The organism is Streptomyces sp. NPDC052236, from assembly GCF_044548015.1.
Classification (GTDB): domain Bacteria; phylum Actinomycetota; class Actinomycetes; order Streptomycetales; family Streptomycetaceae; genus Streptomyces.
The window spans coordinates 89633-112498 of sequence record NZ_JBIUBL010000031.1; the positions used below are offsets into that span (position 1 = coordinate 89633).

General features: G+C 68.7%; 22 protein-coding genes and 1 riboswitch. Of the genes, 7 read left to right on the forward strand and 15 right to left on the reverse strand.

The window, feature by feature from the left end; translation table 11 throughout:
- Positions 1-22 precede the first annotated feature (22 nt).
- Positions 23-139: riboswitch (SAM riboswitch) on the reverse strand.
- A 193-nt stretch (positions 140-332) separates the two neighbouring features.
- The 5 genes from trpD to ACIHCQ_RS37030 form a co-directional block, all read right to left on the reverse strand.
- On the reverse strand, positions 333-1397 hold the full coding sequence (gene trpD / locus ACIHCQ_RS37010; RefSeq protein ID WP_399672626.1) for an anthranilate phosphoribosyltransferase: 1065 nt from the start codon (positions 1395-1397) through the stop codon (positions 333-335).
- A 129-nt stretch (positions 1398-1526) separates the two neighbouring features.
- Entirely contained in the window at positions 1527-3176 is a 1650-nt protein-coding gene (locus ACIHCQ_RS37015) for a cytochrome bc complex cytochrome b subunit (protein WP_399672628.1), read from the reverse strand.
- The gene (locus tag ACIHCQ_RS37020; protein ID WP_399672630.1) at positions 3173-4234 is read right to left on the reverse strand and encodes a Rieske 2Fe-2S domain-containing protein; all 1062 of its coding nucleotides are present in this window, start codon (positions 4232-4234) and stop codon (positions 3173-3175) included. The genes ACIHCQ_RS37015 and ACIHCQ_RS37020 overlap by 4 nt, the downstream gene beginning before the upstream one ends.
- Complete coding sequence (locus ACIHCQ_RS37025; RefSeq protein ID WP_399672632.1) at positions 4231-5040, reverse strand: c-type cytochrome; 810 nt, start codon at positions 5038-5040, stop codon at positions 4231-4233. Before ACIHCQ_RS37025 ends, ACIHCQ_RS37020 begins: the two co-directional genes overlap by 4 nt.
- Before the next feature lie 65 nt (positions 5041-5105).
- Entirely contained in the window at positions 5106-5726 is a 621-nt protein-coding gene (locus ACIHCQ_RS37030) for a heme-copper oxidase subunit III (protein ID WP_399672634.1), read from the reverse strand.
- 190 nt (positions 5727-5916) lie between these two features.
- Between ACIHCQ_RS37030 and ACIHCQ_RS37035 the strand changes: the two genes are divergently transcribed.
- Entirely contained in the window at positions 5917-6318 is a 402-nt protein-coding gene (locus tag ACIHCQ_RS37035; RefSeq protein ID WP_399672636.1) for a hypothetical protein, read from the forward strand.
- A gap of 28 nt (positions 6319-6346) precedes the next feature.
- Here the strand turns inward: ACIHCQ_RS37035 and ACIHCQ_RS37040 are convergent, their stop codons facing one another.
- The 4 genes from ACIHCQ_RS37040 to coxB all read right to left on the reverse strand — a co-directional run bounded on the left by ACIHCQ_RS37040 (position 6347) and on the right by coxB (position 10853).
- On the reverse strand, positions 6347-7624 hold the full coding sequence (locus ACIHCQ_RS37040; protein WP_399672638.1) for an Ig-like domain-containing protein: 1278 nt from the start codon (positions 7622-7624) through the stop codon (positions 6347-6349).
- 135 nt (positions 7625-7759) lie between these two features.
- On the reverse strand, positions 7760-8158 hold the full coding sequence (locus ACIHCQ_RS37045; RefSeq protein ID WP_399672640.1) for a cytochrome c oxidase subunit 4: 399 nt from the start codon (positions 8156-8158) through the stop codon (positions 7760-7762).
- The gene (ctaD, locus tag ACIHCQ_RS37050; protein ID WP_399672642.1) at positions 8155-9894 is read right to left on the reverse strand and encodes a cytochrome c oxidase subunit I; all 1740 of its coding nucleotides are present in this window, start codon (positions 9892-9894) and stop codon (positions 8155-8157) included. Before ctaD ends, ACIHCQ_RS37045 begins: the two co-directional genes overlap by 4 nt.
- On the reverse strand, positions 9891-10853 hold the full coding sequence (gene coxB / locus ACIHCQ_RS37055; RefSeq protein WP_399672644.1) for a cytochrome c oxidase subunit II: 963 nt from the start codon (positions 10851-10853) through the stop codon (positions 9891-9893). The genes ctaD and coxB overlap by 4 nt, the downstream gene beginning before the upstream one ends.
- 326 nt (positions 10854-11179) lie before the next feature.
- Here coxB and ACIHCQ_RS37060 point away from each other — a divergent pair, with 326 nt between their 5' ends.
- Positions 11180-12595: a cysteine desulfurase/sulfurtransferase TusA family protein gene (locus tag ACIHCQ_RS37060; RefSeq protein ID WP_399672646.1), complete on the forward strand. Its 1416-nt coding sequence runs from the start codon at positions 11180-11182 to the stop codon at positions 12593-12595.
- A gap of 247 nt (positions 12596-12842) precedes the next feature.
- Here the strand turns inward: ACIHCQ_RS37060 and ACIHCQ_RS37065 are convergent, their stop codons facing one another.
- On the reverse strand, positions 12843-13817 hold the full coding sequence (locus tag ACIHCQ_RS37065) for a carbohydrate kinase family protein (RefSeq protein WP_399672648.1): 975 nt from the start codon (positions 13815-13817) through the stop codon (positions 12843-12845).
- A 142-nt stretch (positions 13818-13959) separates the two neighbouring features.
- Between ACIHCQ_RS37065 and ACIHCQ_RS37070 the strand changes: the two genes are divergently transcribed.
- Positions 13960-14166 (forward strand): hypothetical protein, encoded by a 207-nt coding sequence (locus tag ACIHCQ_RS37070; RefSeq protein ID WP_399672650.1) that lies wholly within the window; start codon positions 13960-13962, stop codon positions 14164-14166.
- 80 nt (positions 14167-14246) lie between these two features.
- Positions 14247-15701: a hypothetical protein gene (locus ACIHCQ_RS37075; protein ID WP_399672652.1), complete on the forward strand. Its 1455-nt coding sequence runs from the start codon at positions 14247-14249 to the stop codon at positions 15699-15701.
- Between the two features lie 65 nt (positions 15702-15766).
- On the opposite strand, the gene ACIHCQ_RS37080 is transcribed toward ACIHCQ_RS37075, so the two are convergent.
- Positions 15767-16123 (reverse strand): HesB/IscA family protein, encoded by a 357-nt coding sequence (locus tag ACIHCQ_RS37080; RefSeq protein ID WP_399672654.1) that lies wholly within the window; start codon positions 16121-16123, stop codon positions 15767-15769.
- A 244-nt stretch (positions 16124-16367) separates the two neighbouring features.
- On the opposite strand from ACIHCQ_RS37080, the gene nadA reads away from it, so the two are divergent.
- A complete protein-coding gene (gene nadA / locus ACIHCQ_RS37085) occupies positions 16368-17567 on the forward strand; it encodes a quinolinate synthase NadA (RefSeq protein ID WP_399672656.1) in 1200 nt (399 codons plus the stop codon).
- A 123-nt stretch (positions 17568-17690) separates the two neighbouring features.
- Here nadA and ACIHCQ_RS37090 read toward each other — a convergent pair whose 3' ends face one another.
- From ACIHCQ_RS37090 to ACIHCQ_RS37105, 4 genes are all read right to left on the reverse strand, one after another.
- Complete coding sequence (locus tag ACIHCQ_RS37090; RefSeq protein WP_399672658.1) at positions 17691-18374, reverse strand: response regulator; 684 nt, start codon at positions 18372-18374, stop codon at positions 17691-17693.
- Positions 18371-19696 carry a sensor histidine kinase gene (locus ACIHCQ_RS37095; RefSeq protein ID WP_399672660.1) on the reverse strand — a complete coding sequence of 442 codons (1326 nt, stop codon included), beginning with the start codon at positions 19694-19696 and terminating at the stop codon, positions 18371-18373. The genes ACIHCQ_RS37090 and ACIHCQ_RS37095 overlap by 4 nt, the downstream gene beginning before the upstream one ends.
- Before the next feature lie 107 nt (positions 19697-19803).
- Positions 19804-20109, reverse strand: a complete 306-nt coding sequence (locus ACIHCQ_RS37100; protein ID WP_399672662.1) for a hypothetical protein — start codon at positions 20107-20109, stop codon at positions 19804-19806.
- Positions 20110-20118: 9 nt separating this feature from the next.
- A complete protein-coding gene (locus ACIHCQ_RS37105) occupies positions 20119-20916 on the reverse strand; it encodes a PspA/IM30 family protein (RefSeq protein ID WP_399672664.1) in 798 nt (265 codons plus the stop codon).
- A 306-nt stretch (positions 20917-21222) separates the two neighbouring features.
- On the opposite strand from ACIHCQ_RS37105, the gene ACIHCQ_RS37110 reads away from it, so the two are divergent.
- Positions 21223-21822 carry a DUF3043 domain-containing protein gene (locus tag ACIHCQ_RS37110; RefSeq protein WP_399672666.1) on the forward strand — a complete coding sequence of 200 codons (600 nt, stop codon included), beginning with the start codon at positions 21223-21225 and terminating at the stop codon, positions 21820-21822.
- 89 nt (positions 21823-21911) lie between these two features.
- Positions 21912-22622, forward strand: a complete 711-nt coding sequence (locus tag ACIHCQ_RS37115) for a class I SAM-dependent methyltransferase (protein WP_399672668.1) — start codon at positions 21912-21914, stop codon at positions 22620-22622.
- The last annotated feature ends 244 nt before the right edge of the window (positions 22623-22866 follow it).

Below are 22866 nucleotides of genomic sequence, written 5' to 3' on the forward strand. Positions count from 1 at the left end.
CCAGGACCCCAGGGTGTGCAGGGGCCCGCGCTTGCCGCAGACCTCACTGCCTGCGGCCTGGTCTTCACCCGGGGCACCCCGCCACGGACGGAGGGTTGCCGGACAGCGAGCCGGGGCTTTTTCGCTGTCGCTCATGACCTGGGGAGGAGTATGCCATGCGGCTCTGCGGCCGCGACGTCTGTGTCCGCATCCCGAAACGGGGCCCCGGGCCCTTGTCGGGGGCGCTGCCCCCGAGCTCCGCTCCTCAATCGCCGGAGGGGCTGAAAATCCAGCCCGTCCGGCGATTGAGGACACCGCCCGAAGGGCGGTACGGGGGTCCAGGGGCGCAGCCCCTACGAGTGGCTCACCGTCACCCAGCGGTCAAGCACCGCGCCCGCCGCGCCCGAGTCGATCGACTCCGCCGCCCTCGCCATCCCCACCGCCAACTGCTCCGTCAGCGTGCCCTCCGTCGGCTCCAGCGCCACCAGCGCCGCCGCCGAGTTGAGCAGGACCGCGTCCCGTACCGGGCCCGTCTCGCCCGCCAGCAGGCGGCGCGCCACGTCCGCGTTGTACGACGCGTCCGCGCCCCGCAGCGCCTCCACCGGGACCAGCGCGATGCCGAGGTCCCGGGGGTCGAAGGCCTCCTCGCGGACCGTGCCGTTCCGTACCACCCACACCCGGGACGTCGCGGTCGTCGTCAGCTCGTCCAGGCCGTCGTCTCCCCGGAAGACCAGCGCCGACGAACCGCGCCGCGCCAGCACCCCGGCCATGATCGGCGCCATCCGGGCGTCAGCGACACCCGTCGCCTGGGCCTTCACCTTCGCCGGGTTGGTGAGCGGGCCGAGGAAGTTGAACGTCGTGCGAATGCCCAGTTCCTTGCGTGCCGCCGCCACATGCCGCAGCGCCGGGTGGAACTTCACCGCGAAGCAGAAGGTGATGCCCGCCTCGGCCGCGACCTCGACGACCCGCTGCGGGGTCAGCGACAGATTGACGCCGAGCTTCTCCAGCACGTCCGACGCGCCGCTCGCCGACGACGCCGCGCGGTTGCCGTGTTTGACGACCTTCGCGCCCGTCCCGGCGACGACGATCGCGGACATCGTGGAGATGTTCACGGTCCGCGCGCCGTCGCCGCCGGTCCCGACGATGTCGACGCTGGGGCCCGGCACCTCGATCAGGTTCGCGTGCTCGTACATGGTCCGTACGAGACCGGTGATCTCCTCGACCGTCTCGCCCTTGGCACGCAGCGCCACCGCGAACCCGGCGATCTGCGCGTCGGTCGCCTCACCGCTGAGGATGCGGTCCATGGCCCACGCGGTGGCATCCGCGCTCTGGTCACGGTTGTCCAGGAGAGCGTTCAGGACAGCCGGCCAGGAGAGGTCCTGCCCGCTGCCGCCGCCAACCGGGGTCACAACGTTCATGGTCCACTCCAGGGGTCCACAGTCCGGACAAGGGGGTACACGGATACAGCCCCACCCTATCCAGCCCCGGGCACGGCAAAGGGCCCCGTCCAGCGAATGGACGGGGCCCTGCCGCGACAGCTGTGGGGATCAGTGGTGGCCGTGGCCGCTGCTGATCTCCTTGTACTCCTCGTTCGTCGCCTTGGGGATCTGGTTCCCCTCGCCGTAGTACCCCTTGGTCAGCTTCGCCCGGAGCTTCTCCCCGCGCGTCACCTTCCGCCGTACGCCGTGCTCGTCCACCGACGGGCCGATCTCGGCCGGTTCGTACTGCTCGTGCGCCGTGAGCGTGTGCCGCTGGGCCTGGCTGAGCGGCTCGTGAACCTCCACGAACTCACCGTGCGGCAGCCGCTTGATGATGCCGGACTCGCGTCCGTGCAGCACCTTGTCGCGGTCGCGCCGCTGGAGGCCCAGACAGATCCGCTTGGTGACGATGAAGGCGACGACCGGACCGACGAAGTAGGCGATCCGGACGAACCAGGTGATCGCGTTGATCGACAGATGGAGGTGGGTGGCGAAGATGTCGTTGCCACCGCCGATCAGCATGATCACGTACCCCGTGACCCAGGCGACGCCAAGACCGGTCCTGGTCGGCGCGTTGCGCGGCCGGTCCAGGATGTGGTGCTCCCGCTTGTCCCCGGTGATCCAGGACTCGATGAACGGATAGACCGCGATCGCGACAAGCACCAGACCGAAGAGCGTCAGCGGGATGAAGACGCCCAGCGCGAGCGTATGGCCCGCGATGTTGATCTCCCAGCCCGGCATCACGCGGATGAGTCCCTCGGCGAAGCCCATGTACCAGTCCGGCTGGGCGCCCGTGGACACCTGGTCCGGACGGTACGGGCCGATCGCCCACACCGGGTTGATCGTGAACGTCGCCGCGATCATCGCGATGACGCCGAAGACCAGGAAGAAGAAGCCTCCGGCCTTGGCCGTGTAGACCGGCATCAGCGGCATGCCGACGACGTTCTTCTCCGTACGGCCGGGGCCCGCGAACTGGGTGTGCTTGTGGTAGAAGACCAGGATCAGGTGGGCCACCACGAGGCCGAGCATGATGCCCGGCAACAGCAGGATGTGGATCGAGTAGAACCGCGCCACCATGTCGTGGCCGGGGAACTCCCCGCCGAACAAGAACATCGAGATGTACGTGCCGACGATCGGCGTCGCCAGGATCGCGCCCTGCGTAAAGCGGACACCGGTGCCGGACAGCAGGTCGTCGGGGAGCGAGTAACCGGTGAATCCGGTGAACATGCCCAGCACGAACAGCAGGAAGCCGAACAGCCAGTTGATCTCACGCGGCTTGCGGAACGCGCCCGTGAAGAAGACACGCATCATGTGCACGAACATCGCCGCGAGGAAGATCAGCGCGGCCCAGTGGTGGATCTGCCGGATCAGCAGACCACCGCGTACGTCGAAGCTGATGTTCAGGGTCGAGGCGTACGCCTCGGTCATCCTGATGCCCTGCATCGGCACGTACGAGCCGTGGTACTCGATCTCGTTCATGCTCGGGTGGAAGAACAACGTCAGATACACACCCGTGAGGATGATGACGATGAAGCTGTAGAGGGCGACCTCACCCAGCATGAAGGACCAGTGATCCGGAAAGATCTTCCGCATATTGGTCTTGGCCATGGAGTAGATCCCCAGCCGACCGTCCGCCCAGTCGGCTACCCGCTCGCCCGCGGGTGCCTTGCGGTTCCCGGGCGCGTCGGCGCCCGATGATTTTGTCGTCGTCGTACTCATCCGCGCTCCCAGAAAGAAGGACCGACGGGCTCTTCGAAGTCACCGAGGGCTTCAAGATTGCCCTCGGCGTTCACACCGATCCGCAGCTGCGGGAGTGCGTGCCCAGCAGGACCGAAGATGACTCGGGCGCCGTCGGCAAGGTCGAAGGTGGACTGGTGACACGGGCAGAGTACGTGGTGCGTCTGCTGCTCGTACAGGCTGATCGGGCAGCCGACGTGAGTGCAGATCTTGGAGTAGGCCACGATTCCCTCGTGGGACCACTCAAGCTCACGCTTGTCCTTGATGTCCTCCGGCTGGATCCGGATGATCATCAGGGCGGCCTTGGCGATCTGGTTGTTGAACTCGTGGTCGTCCTCTTCCAGGCCCTCGGGCTTGGCGAAGACCAGCGAGCCGACGGTGATGTCCTCGGGACGCAGCGGCTCATCGGTGTTCATGTTGATGAGCTGCTTGCCCTTGGCCCACAGCGTCTTGCGGAGCCTGTCCTCGGGCAGCGGGCCCAGGTCGCGCAGCAGCACGATCCCGGTGAGCGGCACCAGCGCGAGCGCGCCGAACATGGTGTTCCGGATCAGCTTGCGGCGGGGAAGCGCGGATTCCTGGGTGCCCACCGCCCAGTCGGCCATGACCTTGGCCTTGACCTCGGGCTCGGCGGCGACCGCGTGGCGCTCGTCGGCCATCTCGACATCGGCCATCAGGGTGCGGGCCCAGTGGACCGCGCCCGCGCCGATGCAGAAGAGCGCGATGCCCAGCGTCATGCCCAGCGAGAAGTTGAGCGCGCTCACATGGCCCAGCGGCCAGATGTACACGATCTTGTCGACCGGGAAGATCACGAACGCGGCGATGAAGCCGACCGTGGCCAGCATCGACAGCATGAACAGGAAAGCGACCGTACGCTCGGAGCGCTTCGCGGCCCGCTCGTCGATGTCCTGGATACGCGGCCGGTGGGCCGGCAGTCCCGGGTCGGCGAACGCGTCTTCCCCGGCGCGCTCGACCTCTGCCGTGCCTTGCACAGCTCTCTGCTCCGACGGCAGGTTCTCTTCTGGATTCTCTTGGCTACTCATGACTTCTTGGCCTTAGCGGTGTGGGCCGCGATCCAGACGGCGATGGCGATGAGCGCTCCCAGGCCGAAGATCCAGCCGAACAGGCCCTCGCTGACCGGGCCGAGGCCGCCCAGCGCGAAGCCGCCGGGGGTCGCGGTCTTCTCGCCGTTCACGGTCTGGACGTACGCGATGATGTCCTGCTTCTGCTTCTCGGGCAGGAGCGTGTCAGGGAAGCCCGGCATGTTCTGCGGGCCGGTCTGCATGGCCTCGTAGAGGTGCTTCGCGCTGACGCCCCCCAGGCCCGGGGCGTACTTGCCTTCGGTGAGGGCACCGCCCTCACCGGTGAAGTTGTGACACTGGGCGCAGTTGGTACGGAACAGGTCGCCACCCTTGGCGATGTCCGCGCCCTGCGGGTTGTACTGCTTCTCGGTCGGCGTGATCGGTCCTGCGCCGAGAGAGGCGACGTACGCCGCGAGCTGGTCGATCTTGTCCTGCGTGTAGATGACCTTCTTCTTCGGCACCTGGACGCCGGGCTGCTGCGCGGGCATCCGGCCGGTGCCGACCTGGAAGTCGACGGCGGCCGATCCCACGCCGACCAGGCTCGGACCGTCAGAGGTGCCCTGCCCGCCGGTTCCGTGGCAGCTCGCGCAGCCGACGGTGTAGAGCTTCTGGCCCTCCTCGATGGCGAGGGACTGGGCGGCCTCGTTGGCCTGCGCCTCTTCGACGGGGGCGAAGGCGGCGTACAACCCCCCCGTGGTCGCCAGCGCGAAGAGAAGGACGACGACGGCCGCCAGCGGATGGCGTCGTCGTGCGGAGAGCTTTTTCACGGATTACCCCGGTGTCAGGATTTTCTGCGTCGATGCTTGCTGGACGTGTGTCGGGTTCGGCCCGACTACTTGATCATGTAGATCGTGGCAAAGAGGCCGATCCAGACGACATCGACGAAGTGCCAGTAGTAGGACACGACGATGGCGGCGGTTGCCTGCTCGTGTGTGAATCTCTTGGCCGCATACGTCCTCCCGAGGACCAGCAGGAAGGCGATGAGACCGCCCGTCACATGCAGGCCGTGGAAGCCGGTGGTCAGGTAGAACGCCGAGCCGTACGCGTCGGAGGACAGCGACAGGCCGTCCTTCTTGACCAGCTCGGTGTACTCGAAGATCTGACCGCCGACGAAGACCGCGCCCATCACGAAGGTGAGGATGAACCACGATCGGAGCTTCTTCACATCGCCCCGCTCGGCGGCGAAGACGCCGAGCTGGCAGGTGAGGGAGGAGAGCACCAGGATCGTGGTGTTCGTCGCGGCGAACGGGAAGTTCAAGGCCGAAGCCTTTTCCTCCCAGAACTCGGCGCCGGTCACCGATCGCAGGGTGAAGTACATCGCGAAGAGGGCCGCGAAGAACATCAGCTCGGAACTCAGCCAGATGATGGTTCCGACGCTGGTGAGGTTCGGCCGATTGACCGACGGGTGCGCGTGCCCGGTTTCTACTGTCGTTGCTGTCGCCACGACCGACATTATGTCGGTCGCTTATCCCGCGCTCACCCCCGGGGGTGCCGTTTGGTGTGTCAGAGGCGTGTGTCCAGCCCGAACAGCCCATCACAGCCCTCCCGGAGCCGGGACGGAGTAGCATCCGCGGCATCGGGCTGTGACCTCGACAAGCGCGTGCCATCGACAAGCGTGTGCCATCAAGAAGCGTGGAGGAACAATGCAGGCGACTGCCACGGTGCTGGTCTACAGCGATGACGCGGGCACCCGCGAGCAGGTCCGGCTGGCGGCGGGGCGCAGGCCTGCCGCCGATGTGCCGCCGGTGGAGTTCCTGGAGTGCGCGACCCTGCCCGCCGTTCTCAAGGCGCTGGACGAGGGCGGCATCGATGTCTGCGTACTGGACGGCGAGACGGTTCCCGCGGGCGGCATGGGCGTCTGCCGGCAGATCAAGGACGAGATCTTCAACTGCCCGCCCGTGCTGCTGCTGATGGGGCGCCCGCAGGACGCCTGGCTGGCCACGTGGAGCCGCGCGGAGGCCGCGGTGACGCTGCCGGTCGACCCGGTGGAGTTCGCGGACGCGCTGGCCGCGCTGCTGCGGCGCAGACTGGCCGTGAAGGCGTAACCCGGAGGGCGTAACCCCGTCGGCCGTGTCAGACCCGGGGGCGCAGCCGTGCCACGTCGGCGGGGCTGCTGCCCTCCCTGGTGGTGTCGGTCACCAGTGCACTGCCCTTGCGCCAGGCGTCCCAGGGCAGGTTCCAGTCGCCGAAGCCGTTGCCGAAGGGCGTCATCTCGGCCCCGCCGCTGTTGACGACGGTGACGAGGTCACCCGGGCGCACGGTCTTGTAGAACCAGGCGGCGTTGGCGGTGGACATGCCGGTGCAGCCGTGGCTGACGTTCGCGGAGCCCTGTGAGCCGACGGACCACGGCGCGGCGTGGACGTACTCACCGCTCCAGGTGACGCGCGTGGCGTAGTAGACGGGCAGGTCGTACGAGTCCGCACTGCCTTCGGCGATGCCGACGGTCGTGCCGCGCATCCGTACGAAGTACTCCTTGCCGAGCACGACCTTGACTCCGTTGCGGGTGGAGAAGCCGGGCTTGCCCGTGGTCACCGGAATGGTGTTGATCACTTCTCCGTTGCGCTTGACGGTCATCTGGTGCGCGCTCGCGTCGGTGATGGCCTCGATACGGTCCCCGATGGTGAGCTTCAGCGGCTTGGACACGCCGCCGTAGAGCTTGTCGGCGACCTTGACGCCGTAGAGTCTGCTGGCGGCGCTGACGATCGCGCCTGGCGGCCAGTACTCCTTCGGGCGGAAGTGCAGCTTCTTGTCGTCCACCCAGTGCCAGGCGCCCTCAACGGCCGGCTCGGACTCGATCTTCAGCGCGCGTTCGACGACGGCCCTGGCGCTCATGTCCCGGACGGGGGCGCTCAGTTCGGCGGTGATGGGCTGTCCGACGCCGTACGTGCCCGCCTCGGGACCGAAGGCGACCGTCAGGACCTTCTTGGACGGCGCCGTCTCGAAGGTGAGCGTGCGGGTGCCCGGGGAGCCGTCCTTGTCCTCCGTGGAGACCCTGACGGTGTAGGTGACGCCTGCCGCCAGGGGGGCGGTCGATCGCCAGCGGCTGCCGTCGGGGGCGAGTTCACCGGCGAGGCGGTGGCCCGCGTCGTCGGTGACCGTGACGTCGGTGATCCGGCCGCCGGAGCCCTTGACCGTGACCTCCAGGGGCTTGGCCGGGTCGGCTTTGGCCCCTTTGACTCTGCCCGCGGGCGTGTTGAAGGCGATCTGTTCCGCCGCGTCGTACGGCTGCGCGGCGAGCGGGTTGGCGTCGGAGCCGCCACCGCACGCGGTGGCACTCGCCCCGAGGAAGACGACCACCAGAGTGCAGCTGAGAACGGTGCGGATGCGCGACGTGTGGGGCGTGTGGTTCATAAGCACACGTTATGAAGATCGGTTGGCAGCGGCGCGCCGGGTGACTGCAAACGGCGGGCCCGGATCCCCCTCAGGAGTGAGGGGAATCCGGGCCCGCCGATCTCGTACGGAGTGCTGATTACTACTGCTACTGGCTCACTGGTTCTGGCTCTCGCCGCGGTAGTACTCGAACACCCAGCCGAACAGACCGATCAGGATGACCGGGACCGAGAAGTACAGCAGCCACCAGCCGAAGATGACGCCCATGAAGGCGAACGCGCCGCCTACCGCCAGGGAGAGCGGCTGCCAGCTGTGCGGGGAGAAGAACCCCACGTCGCCTGCCTCGTCCGCGACATCGGCCTCCTTGTTGTCCTGGGCCATGATGTCCACTCGCCGGGCCGTGAAGGCCAGGTAGTAGCCGATCATGATGGACAGACCGAAGGCCATGAAGAGCGCCGTGGTGCCGACCGGCTCCTTCGACCACACGCCGTAGAGGACGGCGATGGCGAGAATGAAGACAGCGAGCCAGATGAACATCCTGCCTTGGATCTTCACTTGCCGGTCTCCTTCTCACGCGTGAGGACGCTCGCGCCGTGGCCCGCGTGCTCAAGCTGGTCGAGCGCCGCGATCTCCGGGTGGTGCAGGTCGAACGCCGGGGATTCGGAACGGATCCGCGGCAGGGTGAGGAAGTTGTGCCGCGGCGGCGGACACGTGGTCGCCCATTCGAGCGAGCGGCCGTAGCCCCACGGGTCGTCGACCTCGACCTTCTTGCCGTACTTGGCGGTCTTCCACACGTTGTAGAGGAACGGCAGGACCGACAGGCCGAGCAGGAACGAGCTGATCGTGGAGATGGTGTTCAGCGCGGTGAAGCCATCGGCGGCGAGGTAGTCCGCGTACCGGCGCGGCATGCCTTCCGCTCCCAGCCAGTGCTGCACCAGGAACGTGCCGTGGAAGCCGATGAACAGCGTCCAGAAGGTGATCTTGCCGAGCTGCTCGTCCAGCATCTTGCCCGTCATCTTCGGCCACCAGAAGTGGAAGCCGGCGAACATCGCGAAGACCACGGTGCCGAAGACGACGTAGTGGAAGTGCGCGACGACGAAGTACGAGTCGGAGACGTGGAAGTCCATCGGGGGCGAGGCCAGGATGACGCCGGTCAGACCACCGAAGGCGAAGGTGACCAGGAACCCGATCGTCCAGAGCATCGGTGTCTCGAAGGACAGTGAGCCCTTCCACATGGTGCCGATCCAGTTGAAGAATTTCACACCGGTCGGTACCGCGATCAGGAAGGTCATAAAGGAGAAGAACGGCAACAACACGCCGCCTGTGACGTACATGTGGTGCGCCCACACCGTCACCGACAGACCCGCGATCGAGATCGTCGCGGCCACCAGACCGATATAGCCGAACATCGGCTTGCGGCTGAAGACCGGGATGATCTCGGAGACGATCCCGAAGAACGGCAAGGCGATGATGTACACCTCTGGATGGCCGAAGAACCAGAAGAGGTGTTGCCAGAGCAGGGCCCCGCCGTTGGACGCGTCGAAGATGTGCGCGCCGAATTTACGGTCCGCCTCCAGCGCGAAGAGCGCCGCGGCCAGCACCGGGAAGGCCAGGAGCACCAGCACACCGGTCAGCAGCACGTTCCAGCAGAAGATCGGCATCCGGAACATCGTCATGCCGGGCGCGCGCATGCAGATGATCGTGGTGATGAAGTTGACCGAGCCGAGGATCGTGCCGAAGCCGGAGAAGGCCAGACCCATGATCCACATATCGGCGCCGATGCCCGGCGAGCGGACCGCGTCCGACAGTGGGGAGTACGCGAACCAGCCGAAGTCGGCCGCGCCCTGCGGGGTGAGGAAACCGGCCACCGCGATCAGCGAGCCGAAGAGGTAGAGCCAGTACGCGAACATGTTCAGCCGCGGGAACGCCACGTCGGGCGCGCCGATCTGCAGCGGCATGATCCAGTTCGCGAACCCGGCGAACAGCGGCGTCGCGAACATCAGCAGCATGATCGTGCCGTGCATCGTGAACGCCTGGTTGAACTGCTCGTTCGACATGATCTGCGTGCCGGGGCGGGCCAGCTCGGCGCGCATGAAGAGCGCCATCACCCCGCCGATGCAGAAGAAGAAGAACGACGTGATGAGGTACAGCGTGCCGATGGTCTTGTGGTCGGTTGTGGTCAGCCACGACACGACCACGCTGCCCGGCTTCTTGCGCCGTACCGGCAGCTCGTCCTCGTAGGAGTCGTCAGCCGCTGCGGCGGCACCCTGGGGTTCGTTGAGGATGCTCACAGTTGGTTCGTCTCCGCATTCCTGGCCGGGTCCGTCTGCTCAATGCCCGACGGGATGTAGCCGGTCTTGCCCTGGTCCCGCAACTCCCTCAGGTGCTGCTGGTAGCGCTCCGGGGAGACGACCTTGACGTTGAAGAGCATCCGCGAGTGGTCGACGCCGCAGAGCTCGGCGCACTTGCCCAGGAAGGTGCCTTCCTGGGTGGGGGTCACCTCGAAGGAGTTGGTGTGCCCCGGGATGACGTCCTGCTTCATCAGGAAGGGGACCACCCAGAAGGAGTGGATGACGTCACGAGAGGTCAGGACGAACCTGACCTTCTCCCCGAGGGGCAGCCACAGTGTCGGACCCGGGTTGCCGGTCTGCGGGTTCCGGGTGCCGGGGATGCCGGCGTCGTAGACACCTTCGGCGCCCGCGGGGAACTGCTTCTGGAACTTGTCCGGGATGGTCTCGAGCTCCGCGGGGACCTTGGCGCCAGTCTTGGCGTCGCCGTCCAGGTTCTCGATGTAGTTGAAGCCCCAGCTCCACTGATAGCCGACCACGTTGACCGTGTGGGCGGGCTTCTCGGAGAGGGCCAGGAGCTTCGACTCATCACGCGCGGTGAAGTAGAAGAGCACCGAAACGATGATGAGCGGGACCACGGTGTACAAGGCCTCGATGGGCATGTTGTACCGGGTCTGCGGAGGTACCTCGATCTTGGTGCGGCTGCGCCGGTGGAAGATGATGCTCCACAGGATCAGGCCCCACACCAGCGCGCCCGTGACGAGCGCTGCCGCCCACGAGCCCTGCCAGAGGGAGAGGATCCGCGGCGCCTCTTCCGTTACCGGGGTGGGCATACCAAGGCGGGGGAAATCCTTGTATGTGCAACCGGTCGCGGTCGCGAGGATCAGGGCCGCAGTCAGCACCTGCGGCAGCTTCCGCCGCATCGGGCGCCGCGACGAGCGGTCGGAGCCGTTGGGACTCACGTAGCGCCTTCCCGAGAGTCTCGGCCCGCGCGACCGGCTGCGGCCGTCATGCTGGTCGGTCGCCGGCCCTGACGCGGGCAGGGGGTTTGGATGTTTATGCGGACCAAACCCTACTGGACGCTATTTGGGGTCGCGCGGGGAGGGTGCCCAACGCGCCGCCGGCCACCCCGAAGGGGTGGAATGGGGGTGGGATACCTACGGAAATGCCCCGTCCCGATCTTGCGAGGGGGCTGTTCCGGAGCGCTCCGGGAGCCGTCCGGGAGCGCTCCGGCGCTGTCCAACGGCCGTCTGACTCTGTCTCCGCGCGGGCGGGTTAGCGTGGCTGTGTGCCCTACTTCGACGCCGCATCCTCCGCTCCCCTGCACCCCGTTGCCCGCCAGGCCCTGCAAGCCTCCCTGGACGAGGGCTGGGCCGATCCCGCCCGGCTCTACCGCGAGGGGCGGCGGGCCAGACTCCTGCTGGACGCGGCGCGGGAGGCGGCGGCGGAGGCGGTGGGCTGCCGCCCCGACGAACTCGTATTCACTCCTTCGGGGACGCACGCGATCCACCTCGGAATCTCCGGCGCGCTCGCGGGCCGTCGGCGTGTCGGGCGCCATCTGGTCGTGTCCGCGGTGGAGCACTCCTCGGTGCTGCATGCGGGAGGCGCGCTTCGGGACGACGGGGGCGCGGTGACCGAGGTCCCGGTCGACCGCTCGGGGGCGGTGTCCCCCGACGCGTACGCCGCGGCTCTGCGCGAGGACACGGCGCTGGCCTGCCTCCAGTCCGCCAACCACGAGGTGGGCACGGAGCAGCCGGTGGCGCCGGTCGCGGAGGCGTGCCGCGCTGTCGGGGTGCCGCTGCTGGTGGACGCGGCGCAGTCGCTGGGCTGGCGGCCGGTGGAGGGCGCGTGGTCGCTGCTGACGGCGAGTGCGCACAAGTGGGGCGGCCCGGCGGGGGTGGGGCTGCTCGCCGTACGCAAGGGTGTGCGGTTCGCCCATCAGGGCCCCGCGGACGAGCGGGAGTCGGGCCGCAGCGCGGGGTTCGAGAACATCCCGGCGATCGTGGCGGCGGCGGCGTCGCTGCGGGCGGTACGGATGGAGGCTGCGGCGGAGGCGGTGCGGCTGCGGGCCCTGGTGGACCGTATCCGCGCGAGCGTGCCGGAACTGGTCCCCGATGTAGAGGTGGTGGGCGATCCGGTGCGCCGGCTCCCCCATCTCGTCACCTTCTCCTGTCTCTATGTCGACGGAGAGGTGCTGCTGCACGAGCTGGACCGGGCGGGGTTCTCGGTCTCGTCGGGTTCCTCCTGCACCAGCGGCACGCTGACGCCGAGCCATGTGCTGCGGGCGATGGGGGTGCTGTCGGAGGGAAACGTGCGGGTGTCGCTGCCGATGGGGACGGGAGAGGAGGAGGTGGAGCGTTTTTTGGCGGTGCTGCCGGGGGTGGTGGCGGGGGTGCGGGAGCGGCTCGGCGCGCCGTCTTCCGCTTCGTTTGCCGCCTCGTTTGCCGGGTCTCCCTCCGGGAGCGGGGAGGACGAGGACGCGTCGGTCGTGGTGGACGCGCTTGGCAAGCTGTGCCCGATCCCGGTGATCGAGCTGGCGAAGATCTTCGGGGATGTGCCGGTGGGCGGCACGGTGACGGTCCTGTCGGACGACGAGGCGGCGCGGCTGGACATTCCGGCGTGGTGCGAGATGCGGGGGCAGGAGTTTGTGGGGGAGCGGGGCGCGGGGAGGGGTGTGGGGTATGTGGTGCGGCGGGTGTCGTAGCGGCGCGGGTGCGGTCGCCTGCGGCGGGCCTGTTCCCCTACCCGCCCTCCCCCCTACTCCCCCTACGCCCTGAGGGCGTGGGGGGACCCCCAGCGCGGCGTGGGTGGGGGCACCTCCCACGCCGCTAGGCGTAGGGGGAGTACCCCCATCCCGAACTGGGGCGCTGCCCCAGACCCCGCGCCTCGATCGCCGGCGAGGCTTGAATTGCGGGCGATTGAGGCGCTGGGGGCAGCGCCCCGACCAGGGTCTATGGGAGGTGGGCCTGGACCTCCGTGGCCGACTCGTCGCCGTACGCCTTCGTGAAGCGCTCCATGAAGTGCGCCCGCCGCAACGTGTACTCCTGCGTCCCCAGCGTCTCAATCACCAGCGTCGCCAGCATGCAGCCGATCTGCGCCGCCCTCTCCAGGCTCACCCCCCACGAAAGCCCCGACAGGAACCCCGCACGGAACGCGTCCCCGACACCCGTCGGGTCGACCTTCGCCTCCTCCTCCGGGCAGCCGACCTCGATCCCGTCCTGGCCCGCCTGCTCGACGCGCACACCCCGTGAGCCGAGCGTCGTGATGCGGTGGCCGACCTTGCTCAGGATCTCGCTGTCGCTCCAGCCGGTCTTGGACTCGATGAGTCCCTTCTCGTACTCGTTGGAGAAGAGGTAGGTCGCGCCGTCGAGGAGGGTGCGGATGTCCTCGCCGGTCATCCGCGCGATCTGCTGCGAGAAGTCCGCGGCGAACGGAATGGAGCGGGTCTTGCACTCCTCCGTATGGCGGAGCATCGCCTCCGGGTCGTCCGCGCCGATCAGGACCAGGTCCAGCCCGCCCACCCGGTCGGCGACGGCCTTGAGCTCGATCTGGCGGGCCTCGCTCATCGCGCCCGTGTAGAAGGAGCCGATCTGGTTGTGGTCCGCGTCCGTCGTGCAGACGAAGCGCGCGGTGTGCAGGACCTCCGAGATACGTACGGACGCGGTGTCCACGCCGTGCCGGTCGAGCCAGGCGCGGTACTCGTCGAAGTCGGCCCCCGCCGCGCCGACCAGGATCGGCGCGCTGCCGAGCTGGCCCATGCCGAAACAGATGTTGGCGCCGACACCGCCCCTGCGTACGTTGAGGGTGTCGACCAGGAAGGAAAGGGAGACCGTGTGCAGCTGGTCCCCGACGAGTTGGTCGGCGAACCGGCCGGGGAAGGTCATCAGGTGGTCGGTGGCGATGGAGCCGGTGACTGCGATGCGCACGGCGAAGCGCTCCTGGGGGTCGAAGGGGGCGACGGGTGGGAGTCGACAGTCCACGCTAGCGGGTCGGCACCCATACTGAAGTGCGAAAACTACCCAATAGTAGGGCTTTTTTCGTCGACTCTCGCGTGCGTACGGTGCGGACATGACGACCCACACAGAGTTCACCCTGGACCAGCTGCGCGGCGACTGCGCACGAATGGCCCCGCACTGGGTGGTGCCCCCCGCCGCCGTGCCCGCGCCTGTGCCGCCGTCCCGCATCCATGGGGTGGTCGTCCCGGCCGCCTCCGCCCGGCTGGTCGACGCGATGACGGAGTATTCGGCGTATCGCGATACCGCGACGGAGAGCTAGGGCGCGGGGGAACCGCGCGCGCCCCCGCTCCGTCCCAGTCATGTCCCCGCGGAGGGGGACATGAGACAAGGAGCGATGCGGTGAGCAGTACGGAGCGACCTCCCAACAGCCCGGACATTCCTCGCCGCCGGCGTTCCCCGTTCGCTGTCGCCTCGGTGGCCGCCGCGGTGCTGGTCGCGGGCGGTGGTACGTACTTCGCGGCGGCCGGCTTCAGTGGAGGCGACGGGGGCGGAGGCGGGGGCGGAGGCAGCGCGGAAGCCGGAAGCAGTGTGGGGAGCGGCGACGTCCAGCCTCCGCCGCTCTCCCTCGACATCGGCGAGCCCGACCCGTCGGGCGGCGGGACCGTCTACCGCGCCAGGGGCGAGCTGCCGGACGGACCGGACAGGGCAGCCGTCCACCGCCCGCAGGGCGCTGTCACCGCCGCCGAGGTGACCCGGCTGGCGAAGGCGCTCGGGGTGCCCGGCACGCCGCGGGCGGTCGGCTCGGCCTGGAAGATCGGGGCCGAAAAGGATGGCGCGGGCCCGCTGCTCCAGGTCAATACGCGGGCGCCCGGCACCTGGACGTTCGCCCGGTTCCTGGCCACGCCGGGCGGTGACAACTGCCTGAAGGGCAAGGCCTGTCCGCCGTCCGACACGGGGGCGACCAGCCCGGACGCGGGCGCGGCGGTGAGCCCGGAGGCCGCGAAGAAGGCTGCCGCCCCCGTACTGAAGGCGCTCGGCCAGGACGACGCCAAGCTGCGCGCGGACCAACTGATGGGCGCTGTACGGGTGGTGAACGCCGACCCGGTGGTCGGCGGGCTGCCGACGTACGGCTGGTCGACCGGGATCCAGGTCGGTGCCGACGGGCAGGTCGTCGGCGGCAGCGGGCAGTTGAAGGAGCCGCGGAAGGGTGCCGAGTACCCGGTGCTCTCGGCCGAGGAGGCGCTGAAGCGGCTGAACAACGCGAGCAAGGACGCGGGCCGGGTCGGGATCGGCGGATGCGCCACGCCGGTGCCGCTGGAGGGCGAGCAGAAGCCCGCGGCCCCGTGTGAGCCGGAGACCGGGGCGACGCCGAGCGGGCCGGAGCGGCTGACGATCGCCAAGGCGGTCTTCGGACTGGCCGCGCAGTACGTGGACGGGCAGCAGGCGCTCGTACCGTCGTGGCTGTTCGAGGTGGAGCGGAAGGGCGACGGCGTCAAGACGTTCACGGTCACGCAGACGGCGGTGGACCCGAAGTATCTGAACGACGACTCCGCGCCGTCGCCCGATCCGGTGGCACCCTCCGAGCGGCGCGTCCTGTCGTACAGCGTGGACGGGGCGGAGAGGCGGACGCTGAGCGTGACGTTCTGGGGCGGTGTGTGCAGCGACTACGCGGCGACGGCGAGCGAGAGCGGCGGCCAGGTGAAGATCGCGATCACCGAGTCGAAGCCGGATCCGGAGCGGGTCTGCATCCTGATCGCCAAGGAGCTGACGGAGAAGGTCACGCTGGACAAGCCGCTGGGCGACCGGAAGGTCGTGGACGCGGCGACGGGTGAGGCAATCCCGATGATGAAGTAGCGCGTACGACGAAGGCGGCGGTCCCGGAAACGGGGCCGCCGCCTTTCGGCGCGCTGGGTCTGGGTCTAGCTGAAGGAGTCGCCGCAGGCGCAGGAACCGGAGGCGTTCGGGTTGTCGATCGTGAAGCCCTGCTTCTCGATCGTGTCCACGAAGTCGATCGAGGCGCCGCCCAGGTACGGGGCGCTCATCCGGTCGGTGACGACCTTGACGCCGTCGAAGTCCTTGAGGACATCGCCGTCGAGCGAGCGCTCGTCGAAGAACAGCTGGTAACGCAGGCCGGAGCAGCCGCCGGGCTGTACCGCTACGCGCAGGGCCAGGTCCTCGCGGCCTTCCTGGTCCAGCAGGGCCTTGACCTTGGCGGCGGCGGCGTCGGACAGGAGGATGCCGTCGCTCACGGTGGTTTTCTCGTCCGATACGGACATCTGCTTCTCTCCAGGGTTGTACGGAGACTGCTTGCCGACGGTTGCAACCGGCGTGGCCGCGGATTCATTCCATGGCCGCGGACAGGTCGTTCGTTCCCTTTCATGCTCGCACACCACCGGTGACAGCTGGCAAGGGGCAAGGGGTGCGTCACATCGACGCTATGGGCATCGTCAAAGTGACGTGAAGCGGTTATGATAGATAACGTCAATTAGACGAAAAGGCTTCTCGGTAAGAACAGGAAGGGTGCGTGTCGTGACCACCGCCCCAGCTCGTCCGGCCCGTCCGGAACTCGACGTCCAGCCGACGCCACTCGCCCTGCTGCTGCTCGGCCGCGAGGCCGACCCCCGGAGTGAGCGCGGTGTGGAGTGCCCCGGCGACCTGCCGTCGCCGTCCGACCCGGACCTGGTGGAGCGCGCCCGCGCGGCCAAGGAGAAGCTCGGGGACAAGGTCTTCGTCCTGGGGCACCACTACCAGCGCGACGAGGTCATCCAGTTCGCGGATGTCACCGGCGACTCCTTCAAACTGGCCAAGGACGCGGCGGCGCGGCCGGAGGCCGAGTACATCGTCTTCTGCGGTGTGCACTTCATGGCCGAATCCGCGGACATCCTGACCTCGGGCACGCAGAAGGTCGTGCTGCCGGACCTGGCGGCGGGCTGTTCGATGGCGGACATGGCGACGGCCGAGCAGGTGGCGGAGTGCTGGGACGTGCTGACCGAGGCGGGCATCGCGGACCGGGTGGTGCCGGTCTCGTACATGAACTCGTCCGCCGACATCAAGGCGTTCACCGGCAAGCACGGCGGGACGATCTGCACTTCCTCGAACGCCAAGCGCGCGCTGGAGTGGGCCTTTGAGCAGGGCGAGCAGGTGTTGTTCCTGCCCGACCAGCACCTGGGGCGCAACACGGCGGTACGGGACATGGGCATGTCCCTCGACGACTGCGTGCTCTACAACCCGCACAAGCCGAACGGCGGGCTGACGGTCGAGGAGCTGCGCGCGGCGAAGATGATCCTGTGGCGCGGGCACTGCTCGGTGCACGGCCGCTTCTCGGTGGACTCGGTCAATGACGTGCGCGAGCGGATACCGGGCGTGAATGTGCTCGTACACCCGGAGTGCAAGCACGAGGTCGTGACGGCGGCGGACTACGTCGGCTCGACGGAGTACATCATCAAGACGCTCGACGCGGCTCCGGCGGGCTCGAAGTGGGCCATCGGCACCGAGCTCAACCTTGTCCGCCGGGTGGCGAACGCGCACCCCGACAAGGAGATCGTCTTCCTCGACAAGACGGTGTGCTTCTGCTCGACCATGAACCGGATCGACCTGCCGCACCTGGTGTGGGCGCTGGAGTCGCTGGCGGAGGGCAAGCTGGTGAACCGTATCCAGGTGGATGAGGAGACGGAGAAGTTCGCGAAGCTGGCGCTGGAGAGGATGCTGGCGCTGCCGTAGCACTGCCTGCGTTTTCTACGTCGGCCCTCCCCCAGCACGCGGGGGGAGGGCCGACGCCGGACGGGCTCGAATTGCCGGGCCATCGGGCAGTGCCCCCGACCAGGGCCCGCCCTGGTCGGCGGTTCACTCCACCCTTGGACGTACCAGGCCCGATTCGTACGCGATAACCACCAATTGCGCCCGGTCGCGCGCGCCGACCTTTGCCATCGTCCGGTTGACATGTGTCTTCACCGTCAGGGGGCTGACCTCCAGGCGCTCCGCGATCTCGTCATTGGAGTGCCCGCCCGCGACCTGCACGAGGACTTCGCGCTCGCGCACGGTGAGCGCGGTGAGCCGCTCGGAGCGTGACCCGGCCTCGTCGTCGTCCGATGTGCCGCCCTGCGCGAGAAACTTGGCGATCAGGCCCTTGGTGGCGACCGGGGAGAGCAGCGCGTCGCCCGCGGCGGCGATACGGATGGCGTTGAGCAGCTCCTCCGGTTCCGCGCCCTTGCCCAGGAAGCCCGAGGCGCCCGCGCGCAGCGACTGCACGACGTACTCGTCCACCTCGAAGGTGGTGAGCATGACGACGCGTACGTGTGCGAGCTCGGGATCCGCGCTGATCATGCGGGTGGCGGCGAGCCCGTCCGTACCGGGCATCCGGATGTCCATCAGGACGACATCGGCTTTGGTGGAGCGGGTCAGGGCGACGGCCTCCGCGCCGTCGGCGGCCTCTCCCACGACGAGCATGTCCGGTTCGGAGTCCACCAGTACCCGGAACGCGCTGCGCAGCAGCGTCTGGTCGTCGGCGAGCAGCACCTTGATCGTCATCTGTTCTCCCCTGTCCGGGCCTTGAGGGGCAGTATCGCCTGCACCCGGAAGCCGCCGCCGTAGCGGGGCCCGGCGGAGAGGGTCCCGCCGAGCGCGCCGACGCGTTCGCGCATGCCCAGCAGACCGTGGCCGCCGCCGTTGCTGTCGGGGTCGCCGTTGCTGTCGGGGCCGCCGTTGCCGTCAGGGGGGACTTGCTCCTCCGCGCCGTTGTCCAGCACCGTGACCTCCACGGTCGTTCCGACCCGTACGACGCTCACCTCGGCCTTCGCGTCCGGGCCCGCGTGCTTCCGCACATTGGTCAGTGCCTCCTGGATGATCCGGTACGCCGCGAGGTCCACGGCCGCGGGCAGCCGTACACCGTCCTCGCGGCCCTCGCAGCGGGCCACCTCGACCGGCAGACCGGCCTGCCGGAACGTGGTGACCAGATCATCGAGGACGCCCAGGCCGGGGGCCGGTTCGGTGGGGGCCTCCGGGTCGCCGGACTGGCGGAGCAGGCCGACCGTGGCCCGTAGCTCGTTGAGCGCGGAGCGGCTGGCCTCCCGTACGTGGGAGAGGGCCTCCTTGGCCTGGTCGGGCCGCTTGTCCATGATGTGCGCGGCGACGCCCGCCTGGACGTTGACCAGCGCGATGTGGTGCGCGACCACATCGTGGAGGTCGCGGGCGATCCGCAGCCGCTCCTCGGCGACCCGGCGGCGGGCCTCCTCGTCGCGGGTGCGCTCGGCGCGCTCGGCCCGCTCCCGTATGGCGTCGACGAAGGCACGGCGGCTGCGTACGGCGTCTCCCGCGGCCCCCGCCATGCCGGTCCAGGCGAAGACCCCCAGGTTCTCCTGGGTGTACCAAGGGGTCGAGCCGAAGATCATCGCGGCGCCGGTCAGCACGGTCATGGTCAGCAGGCCGACCCGCCAGGTGGTGGGACGGTCGGTGCGCGAGGCGACTGTGAAGAGCGCGATCACGGCGCTCATCACGACCGGGACGGGCCGGTCGCCGACAGTCAGTTCGACCACCGAGAGCACTCCGGTGAAGACGAGCACGGCCATCGGATTGCGGCGGCGGAAGACGAGCGCGCCGGTGACCAGGAGCATCAGCACGACGCTGCGCAGCTCGGGCATACGGCTGTCGAACACGGGCCCGTGCCGTCCGTTGGGGTTCGCGAACGAGCCGGCGACCATGCAGATCAGCGCGCCCATGGCCAGCGCGCCGTCGAGCGCGAGCGGGTGCGCGCGGAGCCAGCGCTGGGTGCGGAGCAGGCCGGTCGCGAAGGAGGTCACATCGAGCAACGGTACGGCGTGCCGCGACAGCCGCGTACGTCCGCGCGTCCGCATTCGGCTACGTTCGGCTGCGTACGTCCCGTACCGGCAGCGCGCCCCGCCCCCAATCGGTCCGGGGCGGGGCGCGCTGACTGTTGGAGTGCGGTTGGAGTGCGGTTGGATCAGCCGGGCAGGTCGCTGACGTCGCCGGCGGCGGGGATGAGACCGTCGTCGCCGAGCATTTCCCGTACCTCCTCAAGACTCGCCTCCGGGGCGGGCAGGATCAGCTCGGACGGCTCCAGGGAGTCGTCCGGCAGCGTCTCGCCGAGCTCGCGAACCTTCTCCAGGAGCGCGTGGAAAGTCCTCCGGAAGCCTTCGCCGTCGCCGCTCTCCACCTCGGCGAGCAGTTCGTCGTCCAGCTTGTTGAGTTCGGCGAAGTGGCTGTCTGCCAGCTTCACCTGACCCTCCCCCATGATCCGTACGATCATGACGAGTCCCTATTGTTTGTCGAACTTGTTCGGGGTGTTCTGCTGCGGGGCGGCGTCCTGCCGGCCCGCCGGTCCGCCTTCGATCGCCGGCTTCGCGGTCGAGCCGCCCGCGAGCTCGGCCTTCATCCGCTGCAGTTCCAGCTCTACATCCGTACCACCGGAGATGCGGTCCAGCTCGGCGGCGATGTCGTCCTTCGCCATTCCGGACTGATCGTCGAGAGCGCCGGAGGCGAGCAGTTCGTCGATCGCGCCGGCCCGCGCCTGGAGCTGGGCGGTCTTGTCCTCGGCCCGCTGAATCGCCAGGCCGACATCGCCCATCTCCTCCGAGATGCCGGAGAAGGCCTCGCCGATCCGGGTCTGCGCCTGGGCCGCGGTGTAGGTGGCCTTGATCGTCTCCTTCTTCGTACGGAAGGCGTCGACCTTGGCCTGGAGCCGCTGGGCCGCGAGAGTGAGCTTCTCCTCTTCACCCTGGAGCGTGGTGTGCTGCGTCTCCAGGTCGCTGACCTGCTGCTGCAACGACGCGCGGCGGGAGAGCGCCTCACGCGCCAGGTCCTCGCGGCCGAGGGCCAGCGCCTTGCGGCCCTGGTCCTCCAGCTTGGAGGACTGGCCCTGCAACTGGTTCAGCTGCAACTCCAGCCGCTTGCGGGAGGTCGCCACATCGGCGACTCCGCGGCGCACCTTCTGCAGCAGCTCAAGCTGCTTCTGGTACGAGTAATCAAGGGTCTCGCGCGGATCCTCGGCCCGGTCAAGGGCCTTGTTAGCCTTCGCGCGGAAGATCATCCCCATACGCTTCATGACACCGCTCATGGGCTTCGCGCGCCCCCTTCTGACGGACTCAGCTGACGGACTCAGCTTCAGCACTCCAACAGAACCCACAGTACGGGCCCTGCATCCATTACCGCACTGTTCGAGCGCGGATGCGCTCCTCCCCAAGGACGACTGCGTACGGCTCCGATCCGGCTCAAGGAGTAGGTGACCGTCAGGGAAACCGCGGGTGACGTCCGCTCTGTCCGGCTTGGGACCGGCTTCTGTCCCCTACAGACGCATGGTGTTGCGGGATCGTTCCCCACCGGAGTGGGGATACCCGGTTTCAACCCCGTACCCTTGGGTTTTGTGTTCCGTAGCCGTTCGAAGGAAGAGAAGGCCCCCACCGACAAGGTGACGGCGGACCTCTCCAAGCAGCCCCGCGATCCCGAGGCCCCCAAGGGCCGCCCCACGCCCAAGCGGAGTGAGGCCCAGACCCAGCGTCGCCGCGCGTCGTCAAGCGCGCCAGGTGACCGCAAGGAGGCGATGAAGCGCCAGCGGGAAGCCCGCCGCGCGGACATGGCCAAGCAGCGCGCGGCTCTCGCCAGTGGCGACGAGCGCTATCTGCCGGCCCGCGACAAGGGACCGGTACGCCGGTTCGTACGGGACTTCGTGGACTCGCGCTTCTGCGTCGCCGAGTTCTTCCTGCCGCTCGCGGTGGTGATCCTGGTGCTGAGCATGGTCAGGATCGGTTCCCTGCAGAACATCGCGCTGCTGCTGTGGCTCGGTGTGATCGTGCTGATCGTCGTGGACTCGATCGGTCTGACGATCCGTCTGAAGAAGCAGTTGAACGAGCGCTTCCCGGACGAGCCCAAGCGTGGCGCGGTCGCCTACGGCCTGATGCGTACGCTCCAGATGCGCCGACTGCGTCTGCCGAAGCCGCAGGTCAAGCGCGGAGAGCGACCCTGAACACGGGGGTCCCTCGCAGTTTCTCGGGCGCGTCGGCCGACTGGCTGGCGGGGCTCGGGGGGCTGCGCAACACCGTGCGCCAGGAGCTGGTGGCGCGCCAGCTGGAGGAGCAGATATCCAGCCGCTACCCGGTGGGGCAGCGGCTGCGGATCCTCGACGTCGGAGTGGGCCAGGGCACCCAGGCCCTGCGGCTGGCGCGGGCCGGGCACACGGTGACCGGTCTGGAGGCCGAGCCCGAGATGCTGCGGGCGGCGCGTGAATCGCTCGCGACGGAGCCGGCGGGGATCCGTGAACGGGTCCGGCTGATGGAGGGCGACGGCCGGGAGACCGGTGTGCACTTCCTGCCGGGCAGCTTCGATGTGGTGCTCTGCCACGGGGTGCTGATGTATGTCCAGGAGCCGGACGCGCTGCTCGCGGGTCTGGCGAGGATGCTGGCGCCCGGGGGTCTGCTCTCGCTGCTCGTACGCAACGGGGACGCGCTGGCGATGCGGCCGGGGCTGGCGGCGGACTGGTCTCAGGCGCTGACCGCGTTCGACACGGATACGTATACGAACCGGCTCGGGGTCCCGGTGCGGGCGGACCGGCTGGAGGCGCTGACGGCGACGCTGGCGGGGATCGCGGCGCCGTTGCACGCGTGGTACGGGGTGCGGGTCTTCACGGACAATGTCGGCAACGAGGTGGAGCTGCCGGCGGCGGAGGAGCTGGAGCGCCTGCTGGCGGCGGAGGACAGGGCGGGCCGCACGGAGCCGTACCGGAGGGTGGCGGCGCTGCTGCACCTGTGCGGGGTGCGGGGCGGCTGAGGGGCGGGCGGTGCTTGCGGGGGCGGGGCGCGGGGTTTGTTCCCCCACCCCGCCCTTTCCCGTAACTGGGGGCTGCGCCCCCAGACCCCCTGGCGGGGGGAGGGTTACGTGGGGGCTGACGCCCCCACACCCCCGACCGCCCTGCCAGCCGGACCTTCACGGCTGACGCCCCGCGTTCCAGCGGCTTCGCCGACCCAGAACTGGCCGCGCAGCTCCCCGGTCAGCGCCGCACCCGCCCTGTGCG